At 70.1% G+C, this 14,092-nt stretch carries 17 protein-coding genes; 9 read left to right on the forward strand and 8 right to left on the reverse strand.

What is annotated here, in order from left to right; genetic code table 11:
• A partial coding sequence (locus ACI379_RS05405; RefSeq protein ID WP_439791048.1) for a VOC family protein occupies positions 1–345 on the forward strand: 345 nt, incomplete at its 5' end.
• Here ACI379_RS05405 and ACI379_RS05410 read toward each other — a convergent pair.
• The 5 genes from ACI379_RS05410 to ACI379_RS05430 all read right to left on the reverse strand — a co-directional run bounded on the left by ACI379_RS05410 (position 342) and on the right by ACI379_RS05430 (position 4,291).
• A complete protein-coding gene (locus tag ACI379_RS05410; protein ID WP_439791049.1) occupies positions 342–1,193 on the reverse strand; it encodes an amino acid ABC transporter permease in 852 nt (283 codons plus the stop codon). The two genes, ACI379_RS05405 and ACI379_RS05410, sit on opposite strands and share 4 nt — an antisense overlap.
• A complete protein-coding gene (locus ACI379_RS05415) occupies positions 1,193–1,882 on the reverse strand; it encodes an amino acid ABC transporter permease (protein ID WP_439791050.1) in 690 nt (229 codons plus the stop codon). Before ACI379_RS05415 ends, ACI379_RS05410 begins: the two co-directional genes overlap by 1 nt.
• A gap of 69 nt (positions 1,883–1,951) precedes the next feature.
• Positions 1,952–2,842 (reverse strand): glutamate ABC transporter substrate-binding protein, encoded by an 891-nt coding sequence (locus ACI379_RS05420; RefSeq protein ID WP_439791051.1) that lies wholly within the window; start codon positions 2,840–2,842, stop codon positions 1,952–1,954.
• Positions 2,843–2,915: 73 nt separating this feature from the next.
• Entirely contained in the window at positions 2,916–3,677 is a 762-nt protein-coding gene (locus tag ACI379_RS05425; RefSeq protein WP_439791064.1) for an amino acid ABC transporter ATP-binding protein, read from the reverse strand.
• Between the two features lie 140 nt (positions 3,678–3,817).
• The gene (locus ACI379_RS05430) at positions 3,818–4,291 is read right to left on the reverse strand and encodes a DUF4829 domain-containing protein (RefSeq protein ID WP_439791052.1); all 474 of its coding nucleotides are present in this window, start codon (positions 4,289–4,291) and stop codon (positions 3,818–3,820) included.
• 118 nt (positions 4,292–4,409) lie between these two features.
• Between ACI379_RS05430 and miaB the strand changes: the two genes are divergently transcribed.
• On the forward strand, positions 4,410–5,933 hold the full coding sequence (gene miaB, locus ACI379_RS05435; RefSeq protein ID WP_439791053.1) for a tRNA (N6-isopentenyl adenosine(37)-C2)-methylthiotransferase MiaB: 1,524 nt from the start codon (positions 4,410–4,412) through the stop codon (positions 5,931–5,933).
• Positions 5,934–6,064: 131 nt separating this feature from the next.
• Entirely contained in the window at positions 6,065–6,994 is a 930-nt protein-coding gene (locus ACI379_RS05440; RefSeq protein WP_439791054.1) for a hypothetical protein, read from the forward strand.
• 1 nt (position 6,995) lies between these two features.
• On the opposite strand, the gene ACI379_RS05445 is transcribed toward ACI379_RS05440, so the two are convergent.
• Genes ACI379_RS05445 through ACI379_RS05455 form a run of 3 tightly spaced genes read right to left on the reverse strand, consistent with a single transcriptional unit; the run spans position 6,996 to position 8,022 of the window.
• On the reverse strand, positions 6,996–7,277 hold the full coding sequence (locus tag ACI379_RS05445) for a hypothetical protein (protein ID WP_439791055.1): 282 nt from the start codon (positions 7,275–7,277) through the stop codon (positions 6,996–6,998).
• Positions 7,278–7,336: 59 nt separating this feature from the next.
• Positions 7,337–7,819, reverse strand: coding sequence for an NUDIX domain-containing protein (locus tag ACI379_RS05450; RefSeq protein WP_439791056.1), 483 nt, complete (start codon positions 7,817–7,819; stop codon positions 7,337–7,339).
• Positions 7,816–8,022: an antitoxin gene (locus tag ACI379_RS05455; protein WP_439791057.1), complete on the reverse strand. Its 207-nt coding sequence runs from the start codon at positions 8,020–8,022 to the stop codon at positions 7,816–7,818. Before ACI379_RS05455 ends, ACI379_RS05450 begins: the two co-directional genes overlap by 4 nt.
• Before the next feature lie 77 nt (positions 8,023–8,099).
• Here ACI379_RS05455 and miaA point away from each other — a divergent pair, with 77 nt between their 5' ends.
• From miaA to secD, 6 genes are all read left to right on the forward strand, one after another.
• Complete coding sequence (miaA, locus tag ACI379_RS05460; protein WP_439791058.1) at positions 8,100–9,038, forward strand: tRNA (adenosine(37)-N6)-dimethylallyltransferase MiaA; 939 nt, start codon at positions 8,100–8,102, stop codon at positions 9,036–9,038.
• Between the two features lie 29 nt (positions 9,039–9,067).
• On the forward strand, positions 9,068–9,595 hold the full coding sequence (locus tag ACI379_RS05465) for a dihydrofolate reductase family protein (protein ID WP_439791059.1): 528 nt from the start codon (positions 9,068–9,070) through the stop codon (positions 9,593–9,595).
• A 25-nt stretch (positions 9,596–9,620) separates the two neighbouring features.
• On the forward strand, positions 9,621–10,415 hold the full coding sequence (dapF, locus tag ACI379_RS05470) for a diaminopimelate epimerase (protein WP_439791060.1): 795 nt from the start codon (positions 9,621–9,623) through the stop codon (positions 10,413–10,415).
• A 93-nt stretch (positions 10,416–10,508) separates the two neighbouring features.
• Positions 10,509–11,285, forward strand: a complete 777-nt coding sequence (locus tag ACI379_RS05475) for an SDR family NAD(P)-dependent oxidoreductase (RefSeq protein WP_439791061.1) — start codon at positions 10,509–10,511, stop codon at positions 11,283–11,285.
• Positions 11,286–11,364: 79 nt separating this feature from the next.
• Positions 11,365–12,918, forward strand: a complete 1,554-nt coding sequence (gene hflX, locus ACI379_RS05480; protein ID WP_439791062.1) for a GTPase HflX — start codon at positions 11,365–11,367, stop codon at positions 12,916–12,918.
• Positions 12,919–12,985: 67 nt separating this feature from the next.
• The coding region (gene secD / locus ACI379_RS05485) for a protein translocase subunit SecD (RefSeq protein WP_439791063.1) at positions 12,986–14,092 on the forward strand (1,107 nt) is incomplete at its 3' end.

Genomic DNA, 14,092 nt, shown 5'->3' on the forward strand with positions numbered 1-14,092 from the left:
GAGGACACCGCCCGCCGGTTCTGGGTGGACGCGCTCGGGATGGTCGAGGTGCAGAAGCCCGCTGACCTCGCCGGTCGCGGCGGCGCCTGGTTCCGTGCGTACGAGGCCGACGGGACCGTGGGTGCGGAGATCCACGTCGGCGTGGAGGACTCGTTCACTCCGGCAGCGAAGGCCCACCCCGCGCTGGTCGTGGACGACCTTGACGCCGTACGGGCCCGGCTGCGTGAGCAGGGGTACGAGGTCGACGACTCGCAGCGCCACACGTTCCCGCCGCACCTGCGCTGCCACACCCGGGACGGGCACGGGAACCGGGTGGAGCTGCTGCAGCAGCCGGGGGACGACTAGGCCTGCGCGTCCTGCCCGGCGCCCGCGGCCGCCACGGTGAGGATCTTCTTCTCGCCGACCAGCTTGCGCTGGACCTTGACCGCCAACCACGTGAGCAGCAGGTTGACCAGGATGTAGAGCGCGCTGACCACCAGGATCGTCGGAACGTGGTTGGCGAACCCCTGGTAGATCAGCTTCGCGACCCGGGTGAGACCGACGCCGGCCACGACGTACCCGAGGCTGGTGTCCTTGAGCGCCACCACGCACTGGCTGATCAGCGCCGGGATCATGATCTTGACCGCCTGGGGAAGCAGGACCAGCGTCATCACCTGGGTCTTGCGCATACCGATGGCGTACGCCGCCTCCGCCTGCCCCTTCGGGACCGCCAGCACGCCGGCCCGGAACACCTCAGCCAGCACGGAGCCGTTGTACAGCGTCAGCGCCACGACGATGGACCAGAAGGAGCGACCGGGGGTGTCGGGGCTGAAGACGGCGAAGAAGATCAGGATCATCAACAGGATGACCGGCACCGCGCGGAAGAACTCCACGACCACCCAGCACGGCCAGCGCACCCACGCGTGGTCGGACAGCTTGCCGACGCCGAACACCAGCCCGAAGACGACGGCGAAGATGATCGCGAAGAACGCCATCTGCAGCGTCACCAGCAGTCCGTCGACGAGCAGCGCCCGGATGTAGCGGGGCGTGAGGAACGGTTCCCACTTGTCGTACTCGAACTGGCCGGTGACCTGGAACTTGTAGGCCACGAACGCCAGCAGCGCGACCAGAGCGACCACGGTGACGACGGTGTACGCGCGGTGCCGGGCCCGCGTGGCCGGGCCGGGCTCGTCGAAGAGGACCGAGACGGACATCAGGCGATCCTCCAGCGTCGTTCGGTGCGGTTGGCGATGAACGAGACGATCTCGACCAGCACCACGTAGATGAGCGCGAAGGTGATGAAGATGCCCCAGCGCTGGTCGGCGTGGTCGTTGGTGAAGAACTTCATCTGGGCCGCCGCCTCGATGACGCCGAAGACGCCGGCGACCGAGGTGTTCTTGAGCAGTGCGATCAGGGTGCTGGCGAGCGGCGGCACCGATGCGCGGAACGCCTGGGGCAGTACCACCTGGGTCAGCACGCCGGAGAAGGGGAGGCCGATCGCGCGGGCCGCCTCGGCCTGGCCCAGGGGCACTGCGTTGACGCCCGAGCGGATCGCCTCGCAGATGAAGGCCGAGGTGTACAACGAGCACGACACGACCGCGACGGTGAAGAACGCGGTGAAGTCGAACGGGCCGATCTGCACGTTCACCCACGAGAAGCGCAGGGTGTCGAACACCTTGCCCGCCCCGAACAGCATGAACATGAAGATCATCACCAGCGGGGTGTTGCGGACGATGGTGACGTACGCCGTGCCGACCGTGCGCAGGATCGAGATGGGTCCGACCCGGCAGGCGGCCAGCAGGGTCCCGCCGATCAGCGAGAAGAAGCCTGAGACCAGGAACAGCAGCACCGTGTACCCGAAGGCCTTGGCCACCAGGTCGGGATTGTCGAGGACCGCGTTCACTCGGGCTCCCCTCGTTGGGTGGTGCCGCCGGCCACGGTGGGCGTGGCCGGCGGCACGGTGGTCAGTCGGTCAGGAGCAGGGGTCGAGCGTCGGGAACTCGGGCGTCTCGCTGCCCGACTTGCCCAGGGTCGCCTCGAACGCCTCGGCCCACTTGCCGTCCTCGTTGGCCTGGGTCAGCGTGTCGTTGATCCACTGGCACATCTCCGGGTGGTCCTTGGAGTAGCCGACACCGATCCGCTCCTCGGAGAACGCGTCGCCCACGACCTTCAGCTCACCCTCGTTCTGGGCGGCGTACCCCATCAGGATCGAGCCGTCGGTCGACATCGCCTCGACGGTGCCGTCGAGCACCTTCTCCACGCACTCGGAGTACGTCTCGAAGCCGACCTGCTTCATGCCCTGGTCCTTGATGTTGTCCAGCGAGGTGGAGCCCGTCACCGAGCAGACCTCCTTGCCCTTGAGGTCGGCCGGGCCGGAGACGTCGCTGTCGGCCTTCACCAGCAGCTGCTGGCCCGTGATCATGTACGGGCCTGCCTGGCCGACGACCTGGCGGCGCTCGTCGGTGATCGAGTACGAGGCGAGCACGATGTCGACAGTGCCGTCCTGGAGGTACGGCTCGCGGTTGTCGGAGATGGTCTCGACGTACTCCACCTTGGAGGTGTCGGTGGGGTCGATGCCGAGGCTGGCCACCAGGAGCTTGGCCATCTCGATGTCGAAGCCCGAGGGCATGTCGGCGGCGGCGTCCTTGAAGCCGAGGCCGGGCTGGTCGTACTTGACGCCGACCTTGATCGTGCCGGCGTCGGCGAGCTCACGCATGCGGGTGCCCTCGTCGAAGTTCTCGGCCGCGTTGTCGGTGACGTCGACGTCGACGCCCTCGTCGTCGCTGCCGGCGTCGCCGCAGGCAGCCAGTGACAGGGCGAGAACCGTCGTGGCGAGGATTGCCTTGGTCCTGGTGAATCTCATCCTTGCTCTCCTTCTCTGACGGCCCGAGCGGCCGATGGGGTGTCTGGGGATGGTTCGGGGCATACAGCCCGGATCAGTGCTTGAGGATCTTGGACAGGAAGTCCTTGGCGCGGTCGCTGCGCGGGTTGGTGAAGAACTCCTCGGGGGTGTTCTCCTCGACGATCGCGCCGTCAGCCATGAAGACGACCCGGTGGGCGGCCGTACGCGCGAAGCCCATCTCGTGGGTGACCACCACCATCGTCATGCCGCGCTCGGCGAGGCGGACCATGACGTCGAGGACCTCCTTGATCATCTCGGGGTCCAGGGCTGAGGTCGGCTCGTCGAAGAGCATGACCTTCGGGTCCATCGCCAGCGCGCGGGCGATCGCGACGCGCTGCTGCTGGCCGCCGGAGAGCTGGGCGGGGTACTTGTCGGCCTGGTGGCCCACCCCGACGCGTTCCAGCAGGTCGCGGGCGATCGTCTCCGCCTCGGCCTTGGGCAGCTTGCGGACCTTGACCGGTCCCAGCGTCACGTTCTCGAGGATCGTCTTGTGCGCGAAGAGGTTGAAGCTCTGGAAGACCATGCCGACCTCGGCGCGGAGGTTGGCCAGCCCCTTCCCCTCCGCGGGTAGCGGCTGGCCGTCGAGGGTGATGGTGCCCTCGTCGATGGTCTCGAGGCGGTTGATGGCGCGGCACAGCGTCGACTTGCCCGAGCCGGACGGCCCGATGACCACGACGACCTCGCCCCGGCGTACGGAGAGGTTGATGTCCTTGAGGGCGTGCAGAGCGCCGAAGTGCTTGTTGACCCCGGACAGCACGACGAGCGCGTCGGAGTCAGGGCGTGTGGGAGTGGGCATGGTCTGCTCGGGCGCTGCCATACCGGGAAACGTAGTCCTCATGGCCCGGACGGACTATGGCGAAGTGGCCCATTCGGGGCAATGTCACCTGTTTGTGACCTGCGCCACGCCTGATCGTTGCGTCTCGGCGGGGGCTCGGCTCACCCGTTGCCGTGGTCGAAGATGCGCCACGGAGCGGTGTCGGAGGACCGCACCAGCAGGTATCCCCACGTCGTGTCACCGCCCGGCAGCGACACGTCACCGCGCCACGGCCTCCACTCCAGGTCGAACTCGACGCCCACCCGCACGACCTGCTCGTCGGGGGCGTGCCCGGACCACTCCGGCAGCTCGGAGGACGGCGCCTCCGTGTCGAGCTGGTCGATCTCCGAGACCGTGCGGCACCACGAGGTGGCCGTGTCGTCGAAGCCGTCGGTCGACAGGACCCGGGCCGTGTCGCAGTCGTGCGCGGTGATGGCCTCGGTGTACGCCCGGACGACCTCCTCGGGGCTCGCGTCGTCCGCGGGCACCTCCACCGAGCCGGTCTGCCGCGGCGGCAGCCAGACGTACAGGCCCATCGCGCCCGCGAGGAGCAGCAGCACGAGACCCCCCACGAGCAGGGCCGGGCGAACGTTCATGGAGGGATCCTTGCGGCTCGACGGGTACGTGTCGCTGTGACGCACCGCAGGGCGCCCCGGTTGTCCGGCGGCGGGAGTTCGGCGCCCTCCGCCGCGCGGCCGTACCCTTGAAGGCGCCATGACTGCACAGCCTGAGACCGCGCCCCTCCCGACGGCGGAGCCGCGCACCTACGAGGTCAAGACCTACGGGTGCCAGATGAACGTCCACGACTCCGAGCGCCTCACCGGCCTGCTCGAGGACGCGGGCTACGTCGCCGCCCCTGAGGGGGAGCAGGCCGACGTCGTCGTCTTCAACACCTGCGCGGTGCGCGAGAACGCCGACAACAAGCTGTACGGCAACCTCGGCCACCTTGCCCCGGTCAAGGCCAGGAAGCCCGACCTGCAGATCGCCGTCGGTGGCTGCATGGCGCAGAAGGACCGCGACACCATCGTCAAGAAGGCCCCGTGGGTCGACGTGGTCTTCGGCACCCACAACATCGGCTCCCTGCCCGCGCTGCTCGACCGCGCCCGGTCGCAGGAGGCCGCGCAGGTCGAGATCCTCGAGTCGCTGGAGGTCTTCCCCTCCACGCTGCCCACCAAGCGCGACTCCGCGTACGCCGCCTGGGTGTCGATCTCGGTCGGCTGCAACAACACCTGCACGTTCTGCATCGTGCCGTCGCTGCGCGGCAAGGAGCAGGACCGCCGCCCCGGCGACATCCTCGCCGAGATCGAGGCGCTGGTCGCCGAGGGCGTCACCGAGGTGACCCTGCTCGGCCAGAACGTCAACGCCTACGGCGTCGAGTTCGGCGACCGCCAGGCCTTCTCCAAGCTGCTGCGTGCCTGCGGCGAGATCGAGGGACTGGAGCGCGTCCGGTTCACCTCGCCGCACCCGGCCGAGTTCACCGACGACGTCATCGAGGCGATGGCCGAGACCCCCAACGTGATGCCGCAGCTGCACATGCCGCTGCAGTCCGGCTCCGACGTCGTGCTCAAGGCGATGCGTCGCTCGTACCGCCAGAAGAAGTTCCTCGGCATCCTCGACAAGGTCCGCGAGGCCATGCCCGAGGCCGCGATCTCCACCGACATCATCGTCGGCTTCCCCGGTGAGACCGAGGAGGACTTCCTGCAGACCATGGAGGTCGTACGCCGGGCGCGCTTCGCGCAGGCGTACACGTTCCAGTACTCCATCCGCCCCGGCACGCCCGCCGCCACGATGCCCGACCAGATCGCGCCCGAGGTGGTCAAGGACCGCTACCAGCGCCTGGCCGCGCTCGTGGAGGAGGTCAGCTGGGAGGAGAACAAGGCCCGGGTCGGCAAGACCGTCGAGCTCATGGTCTCCGAGGGCGAGGGCCGCAAGGACGGCGCCACCGCCCGCCTGTCGGGCCGCGGTCCCGACAACCGGCTCGTGCACTTCGCGCCGGACTTCTCGGCCGTCGACGCCGACTCGGTCCGCCCCGGTGACATGGTCGAGGTCGTCATCACCAAGGCCGCCCCGCACCACCTCATCGCCGACGGCCAGGTTCTCTCGGTGCGCCGGACGCGCGCCGGCGACGCGTGGGAGCGCCGCACCGCGGAGCCCGCACCCAGCAAGGGCGTCGGCCTGGGCATGCCCAGCATCGGGGTCCCGGCGCCGCTGCCGCCGGTGACCAACGCCTGCGGCTGACCTCCGTACACCGACAGGAACAATGGGTCCTCAGGGCCCTTCGCGGTGGTTGAGGCATCGATCTTCCTGTTCGTGTACGAGACTGTGGATGACGGTCCCCGGACGATGACGCTTTCGGGCACGGTGTCGCCGTGGAGATCGATGACGCGCTGAACCGTCGCGGCGGCATCGCCAGCCGGGCGGACCTGGTCGCCGCATGTGGGCGTGCCGCTGTGGACCGTGCGCTGGCTTCCGGCGGTCTGGTCCCCGTGGCCCGGGGGAGGTACGCCGGAGGGCATGTCGATGAGGACGTCGTCCGAGCCCACGCTCTGACCGGTCACCTGTCGCACGAGTCCGCTGCACTTCGGCAGGGTTGGGAGGTCCTCCACGTCCCCGATCTGCCGCACGTGACGGTCCCGGCCAAACGACGGGTCACGGCGCGGGCGCGTGATCAGGCGGCCATCCACTTCGCTGACCTCCACGTGGACGAGGTGACGGGCTCGTGGACCAACCGTGAGCGGACGATGAGTGACTGCCTGCGCTCGTTGCCGTTCCCGTCAGCTCTGGCCGTGGCGGACTCGGCGCTGCGCAACGGGTGTGGCGGGGCGTGGCTGGAGCGGGTGGCCAGCGACGTGACAGGGCCGGGGGCCAAGCAGGCCCGACGCGTCGGGAGCCTCGCCACACCCTTGGCCGCAAACCCGTTCGAGTCGGCCCTCCGGGCGATCTGCTTGGGCGTCCCCGGACTCAACGTGAGGCCACAGGTGCCGATCTACGCCGGAACTGAGTTCTTGGGCAGACCGGATCTGGTCGACACCGATCTGGAGATCGTGGCGGAGGCCGACTCCTTCGCGTGGCACGGGACGCGTCAGGGGCTCGTGCGAGACGCCCGGCGCTACAACTCCCTGGCGGTGGCGGGGTGGATGGTTCTCCGATTCACCTGGGAGGACGTGCTGCTGGAACCCGTGCGCGTCGGGGGGACGCTGCGGGAAGCCGTACGCCGACAGGAAGAACGTGGTCGAACCGGCCGTCGGCGCCCGGATGGGCTGACTTCTCCTGTCCGTCTACGGGCGACGGGCTGGTGACTCAGGCTGGCGGCTCGGGCGAGCCGTCCTCCGCGGTCTGGCCCGCCGCGGGCTCGTCGGTCGCGCCGGCCTCGGCGTCCGCGTCCCCGCTGGGCGCCTGGTCCTTGTCGTCGGGCGCCGCGACCTCGTCGGGCACGACGTCGTTGACGGCGGGGTTCTCCTGCGGGTCGAGGTCGCGGGGCTGGCCGCGGTCCTGCGGGTCGTCGGCCAGCGCGTCGGGTCCGCCCGGCTTGAGGACGGGCCGTTCGGCGACCGGTTCCGGCTTGGGTGCCAACTCGCTCATGCTGCCTCCTGGGTCGGTCTCTCTCCGTTCTACCCAGTCGCGCGCCGGAGCGGAACCCCTCAGAAGCCGAAGGTCAGGTACCGCTGCTCCCCGCCGAGGTGGGCCAGCGCGTGCGCCTCGTGGGGCACCAGCGGCGAGGGCAGGGCGTCGAGCGGGAACCACTCGATCGCCGTGCACTTGGCGGTCTCCACGATCCGCGGCGTGCCGGACCACGACCGCGCGGTGAAGAAGTAGTCCACCCGCTCCTCGATCGCGGGACCGTGCTGGGTGCGCTGCATCGTGAACTCGAAGGTCAGGTCGTCGGCGACCAGGTCGAGCTCCTCGCTCAGCTCACGGGCGGCCGCGGCGAAGGCGTCCTCGCCCGGCTCGACGTGCCCGGCCGCGCCGGCGGCCCAGTGACCTGCCATGTACGGGACCGGGCCGCGCTGCTGGAGCAGCACCTCGGTGCCGCGCTCGCCCTCACGCAGGAGGTAGACGTACGACGCCGGGACGAGGGCGAAGAGCCCGGTCGTCCCGGCGTCCGTGTCGTGCTGGGTGCTCACTTGAAGTCGTCGCCAGCCTTGCCGTCGAGCTTGTCGAGAGCGTCCTTGGCCTTGTCGGCGCCCTGGTCGATCTTGTCGCCGTGCTTGCCGCCGGTCTTCTCGTCGATCAGGGCGGCGGCCTTGTCGATGCCGTCGGAGATCTTGTCGCCGTGCTTGTCGACGGCGTCGGTGAGCTTGTTCTTCGCATCGTCCAAGAAGCCCATGGCTGCTCCTCGTGCTCAGGCGCCCCGGGTGGCCGCCGTGCACGGTTCACAGTAGTGGTGCTGGAAGGATGGCGCCCATGGACGCCGCCACTTCTCCCGCCCCGGTCGTGGTGGCGGTGGTGGGCGCGACGGCCGCGGGCAAGACGGGGCTCTCCCTCGACCTGGCCGAGCGCCTGGGTGGCGAGGTCGTCAACACCGACGCGATGCAGCTGTACCGCGGGATGGACGTGGGCACCGCCAAGCTCCCCGTCGCCGAGCGACGGGGGATCGCGCACCACCTGCTGGACCGGCTCGAGGTCACCGAACCGGCCTCCGTCGCGGAGTTCCAGGGGTGGGCGCGGGCGGCGGTCGCCGAGATCCGCGGCCGCGGCCGTACGCCGGTCCTGGTCGGAGGTTCCGCCCTCTACACGCGCGCCGTGCTGGACCACTTCGAGTTCCCGGGCACCGACGAGTCGGTGCGCGCGCGGCTCGAGGCGGAGGCCGAGACCCTCGGAGCGGGTGAGCTGTACCGCCGCCTGGTCGACGTCGACCCCGAGGCGGCCGCCAAAATCCTCCCCGACAACACCCGCCGCGTGGTCCGCGCCCTCGAGGTGGTCGAGCTGACCGGCCGGCCCTTCAGCGCGAGCCTGCCCCGGCTGGAGTACGTGGATCCCCGTACGGTCCAGGTCGGGGTGGACATCGACCGTCCGACCCTCGACGCGCGGATCGAGCAGCGGGTCGTGGAGATGTTCGACGCCGGGCTGCTGGAGGAGGTCGAGGACCTGCTCGTACGCGGGCTCGCCCGGGGCCGGACCGCTGCCATGGCGATTGGGTACCGCGAGGCGGCGGCCGTGCTGTCCGGCGAGCTGACGCGCGAGGAGGCGGTGGAGCGTACGCAGGCCGCCACCCGCCGCTTCGCCCGGCGGCAGGACGCCTGGTTCCGCAAGGACCCCCGGGTCCACTGGGTGCGGTTCGACGACCCCGACCGGGTGGAGCTGGCACTCGGACACGTACGGACTGTCGGTGGTGCCGCGTAACGTCCGAGTCCCGCTGACGAGGAGGCCCCATGGCGACGATCTACTACACCGGCTGCACGCTCGACGGGTTCATCGCGAGCCCGGAGCACTCGCTGGACTGGCTCACCTCGCGCGACATCGACCAGGACGGTCCGATGGCGTTCACCGGGTTCGAGCAGCAGCTCGGGGCCTGCGTGATGGGGGCCAACACGTGGCAGTGGCTCCTCGACCACGACGAGTCGTGGGGCGGCACCCCGGCGTGGGTGGTCACGCACCGTGACTTCGCCCCGGTCGAGGGGCCGGTGACGTTCACCGACGCCTCCGTGGTGGACGTGCACGCGGCCATGACCGAGCAGGCCGGCGGCAAGGACCTCTGGGTGGTGGGCGGCGGCGGGCTGGCCGGTCAGTTCCACGCCGCCGGTCTCCTCGACGAGGTCTGGCTCCAGTACGCGCCGGTGACGCTGGGGGACGGGCACCCGGTCCTGCCCGCCCACGTCGAGCTGGAGCTGCTCGAGGTGGCACGCAACCGCGACTTCATGTGCGGCCGCTACGCGGTCGTCCGCCCCGCCGCGCCGTGACGCTCGCCGACCTAGACTGGCGCCCGTGAGCTACCGCTTCCTCAAGGGACACGGCACGGAGAACGACTTCGTGATCCTCCCCGACCACGACGGCACCGTCCACGGCGACCTGAGCCCCGAGCGGGTGCGCGCGCTGTGCGACCGGCGCGCGGGGCTGGGTGCCGACGGTGTGCTGCGGGTGCAGCGCGACGAGGCGGGGCGCTGGTTCATGGACTACCGCAACGCCGACGGGTCGACCAGCGAGATGTGTGGCAACGGCGTACGCGTCTTCGCCCGTTACCTGGCCGAGCACGAGGGGGAGTCCTTCCCGGTCGAGGTCGCCACCCGCGGCGGCACCAAGGTCATCACCGCCGAGGGCGACGGCGAGCTGCTCACCGTCGACATGGGAGCCCCGGTGGTCCACGGCCGCACGGTCGTCGGCGTCCCCAACCACACCTGGTCGGCGCTCAACGTCAACATGGGCAACCCGCACGCGGTGGCGTTCATCGACGACCTCGACCAGGCCGGCCCGCTGCTGGAGGGGCCGGACTTCGACTCCGGCGTCTACCCCGAGGGCGTCAACGTCGAGTTCGTCGTACGCCGCGGTCCGCAGCACGTCGCGATGCGCGTCCACGAGCGGGGCTCGGGCGAGACCCGCTCGTGCGGCACGGGCGCCTGCGCGGTGGCGGTCGCCACGGCTCTGGCCGACCGGGCCGAGCGCGGCACCCCGTACACGGTGGACCTGCCCGGAGGCACCCTGACGATCGTGTGGACCGAGGACGACCGGGTCCTGATGACGGGGCCCGCGGTCCTGGTGGGCGAGGGCACCACCGACCTCTGAGACCCGCCCTCGGACGTGCCGAGGTGTGGCCCGCTTCCACGTGGTGGGCACAACCCTCCCCAGGGTGACCGTGACAGCGTTAGTGTCACGGTCATGGAACTCACTGGAACCTCTGCCATCGTGACCGGTGGCGCCTCGGGCATCGGTGCGGCCTCGGCCCGCCTGCTGGCCGAGCGCGGCGCCCGCGTCGTCGTCGCCGACCTCAACGCCGAGAAGGGCGGGGCGCTGGCCGCCGAGATCGGCGGCGTCTTCGTCTCCGTCGACGTCACCAAGACCGACCAGAACCTCGCCGCGGTCGAGAAGGCTCTCGAGCTGGCCCCGCTGTGGGCGCTGGTCAACTCGGCCGGCATCGGCTCGGCGCAGCGCACCATCGGGCGCGACGGCGAGTTCGCCTCCGCCTTCGACCTCGACGTCTACCGCAAGGTCATCGAGATCAACCTGATCGGCACCTTCGACATGCTGCGCCTCGCCGCGACCGCGATGAGCCGCAACACCCCCGACGAGAACGGCCAGCGCGGTGCGATCGTCAACCTCGCCTCCGTCGCCGCCTTCGACGGCCAGATCGGGCAGGTGGCGTACTCCTCGTCCAAGGGCGGCGTGGTCGGCATGACGCTGCCCGTGGCCCGCGACCTGTCCGCGGCCGGGATCCGCCTCAACACCGTCGCCCCCGGACTCATCGACACCCCGATCTACGGGGAGGGCGAGGCGTCGGAGGCGTTCAAGGCACACCTGGGCCAGTCCGTGCTGTTCCCCAAGCGTCTGGGCAAGCCGGTGGAGCTCGCCTCGATGGTGATCGAGTGCCTGACCAACGACTACATGAACGGCGAGACGGTCCGCCTCGACGGCGGCATCCGGATGCCTCCCAAGTGACCCGCTGACAGCCGCGCACAGCCCCCGCCACCGTTAACCGGTCGCGGGGGCTGTTGCGTGGCCGTACGCTTGAACCTGTATGACGAACTCACAGAACTTCTCCCTCGACGACGAGCTGGCCCGCACGCGCGCCTGGGACGACGACGGCTTCACCAGCGGGTACGCCGACCTGGACGAGCCCGACCTCGACGACACGGACCTCGACGACGACCTCGATGGCGACCTCGACGACGTGGAGGTCGGCTACGACGAGGACGGCGACCCCGAGCTGACGGTGGGGGCCAAGGACCTCGCCGAGCGGCACGCGCTGCGACGCGTCGACGGCCTGCGCACCGAGCTCGAGGACATCACCGAGGTCGAGTACCGCCAGCTCCGCCTGGAGCGGGTGGTGCTGGTCGGCGTGTGGACCGAGGGCACCGTCACCGACGCCGAGAACTCGATGGCCGAGCTCGCGCTGCTCGCCGAGACGGCCGGCTCGGAGGTGCTCGAGGCTATCTTCCAGCGGCGCCAGTACCCCGACCCCGCCACGTACATCGGGCGGGGCAAGGTGGAGGCGATCCGCGAGATCGTCCAGGCCACCGGAGCCGACACGGTCATCTGCGACGGCGAGCTGGCGCCGAGCCAGCTGCGCAACCTCGAGGACAAGATCAAGGTCAAGGTCGTCGACCGCACGGCGCTGATCCTCGACATCTTCGCCCAGCACGCGAAGTCCAAGGAGGGCCAGGCCCAGGTCGAGCTCGCGCAGCTGCAGTACATGAAGCAGCGCCTGCGTGGGTGGGGTGGCAACCTGTCCCGCCAGGTCGGTGGTCGCGTGGCCGGCGGTGCCGGTATCGGTGGTCGTGGCCCCGGTGAGACCAAGATCGAGACGGACCGCCGCCGGATCAAGACCAAGATCGCCAAGCTGCGCCGTGAGCTGAAGGAGATGAAGGGGACCCGCGACACCAAGCGGGCCGACCGTCGTCGCCACCACATCCCCAGCGTCGCGATCGCCGGGTACACCAACGCCGGCAAGTCGTCCCTGCTCAACCGGCTCACCGACGCCGGCGTGCTGGTCGAGGACTCCCTGTTCGCGACCCTGGACCCCACGACGCGCCGGACCACCACGGCCGACGGGCGCGTGTACACGATGTCCGACACGGTCGGGTTCGTGCGCCACCTGCCGCACCAGCTGGTCGAGGCGTTCCGCTCAACGCTGGAGGAGGTGGCCGACGCGGACCTCGTGCTGCACGTCGTCGACGGGTCGCACCCCGACCCGGAGGGCCAGATCGCCGCGGTGCGTGAGGTCTTCGCCGAGATCGACGCCTCCAAGGTGCCCGAGATCGTCGTCATCAACAAGGCCGACGCGGCCGACCCGCTGGTGCTCAGCCGGCTGCGGGCCCGTGAGCCCCACAGCGTGGTCGTGAGCGCCAAGACGGGCGAGGGGATCGCCGAGGCGCTGGCGATGGTCGAGGCCGACCTGCCCCGGCCCGGTGTCGAGTTCGACGTCCTGCTCCCGTACGAGCGGGGTGACCTCGTCAACCGGATCCACCAGGAGGGTGAGATCGGCGAGCTCAAGCACACCGGCGAGGGGACGCGGGTGCGGGGGCGCGCCCACGCCGGGCTGGCCAACGACCTCGCTGCGTACTCCGTCTGAGCGTGCGCGCCCGCCGTGAGGTGGGTGGAGTTCGCGCGAGTTGGACCTGTGGTGGAGGATGTCGCCCATGTCACGCGGTCTGCTCGTGCGCTTCGTGCTGGTGCTGCTCCTGCTCGCCGGTTGCGTCGCGATCACGCTCAACAAGGAACCTCGCCTCGGCCTCGACCTGAGGGGCGGGACGCAGTTCCTGCTGGAGACGAAGGATTCCCCCAACGGGGTCAAGGCCAACGCGGCCAACACGGACCGGACGGTCGAGGTGCTGCGCGGTCGCGTGGACGCCCTCGGTGTCTCCGAGCCGACGCTGACCCGCTCGGGCGAGAACCGCATCATCGTGGAGCTGCCGGGCGAGAGCGACCCGGAGGCCGCTGAGGCGGCGCTCGGCAAGACCGCCCAGCTGAGCATCCACGCGGTGCAGGGCACGGCCGCCAGCGCGGACGCCAAGCCGACCGACCCCGACGGGGTCGTGCTGCCCGACGAGCAGGGGCAGATCCTCGACCTGGCTCCCGCCGCGCTGCGTGGCGACGAGATCACCTCGGCGCGTTCCGAGATGCCGCAGGGCGGCTCCGAGTACGTCGTGACGGTCAAGTTCAGCAGCAAGGGCGCCGACTCGTTCGAGAAGCTGACCGCTGCGGCCGCCTGCGAGCAGGGCGACAAGAACCGCATCGCGATCGTGCTGGACAACGAGATCATCTCCGCCCCGACGGTCAACGTCTCGTGCGGCGACTCGATGAGCTCGACGACCTCCATCTACGGCAACTTCACACTCGCCGAGGCCGACAACCTGGCCATGCTGATCGAGGGTGGCGCGCTGCCGCTGGGCATCGACCTCCTCAGCCGCGCCCAGGTCGGCCCGACCCTGGGTGACGCGGCCATCGAGGCGTCCTGGAAGGCCGGCGTCCTCGGCATCGTCCTGACCCTCATCTTCATCACCTTCGTCTACCGCCTGGTCGGCTTCCTGGCCACCATCGCGCTGACCACGTACGCCCTCCTGTCGTACGCCATGCTCGTGGCGCTGGGTGCCACCCTGACGCTGCCCGGTCTGGCAGGTTTCGTGCTCGCCATCGGACTCGCGATCGACGCCAACGTGCTCGTGTTCGAGAGAGCCAGGGAGGAGTACGACGACTATCCGTCGGCGGGTGTCCGCCGTGCGCTGGGAATCGGCTTCAACAAGACG

Origin of the sequence: Nocardioides sp. (genome assembly GCF_051876515.1) — a bacterium.
Taxonomy (GTDB): domain Bacteria; phylum Actinomycetota; class Actinomycetes; order Propionibacteriales; family Nocardioidaceae; genus Nocardioides.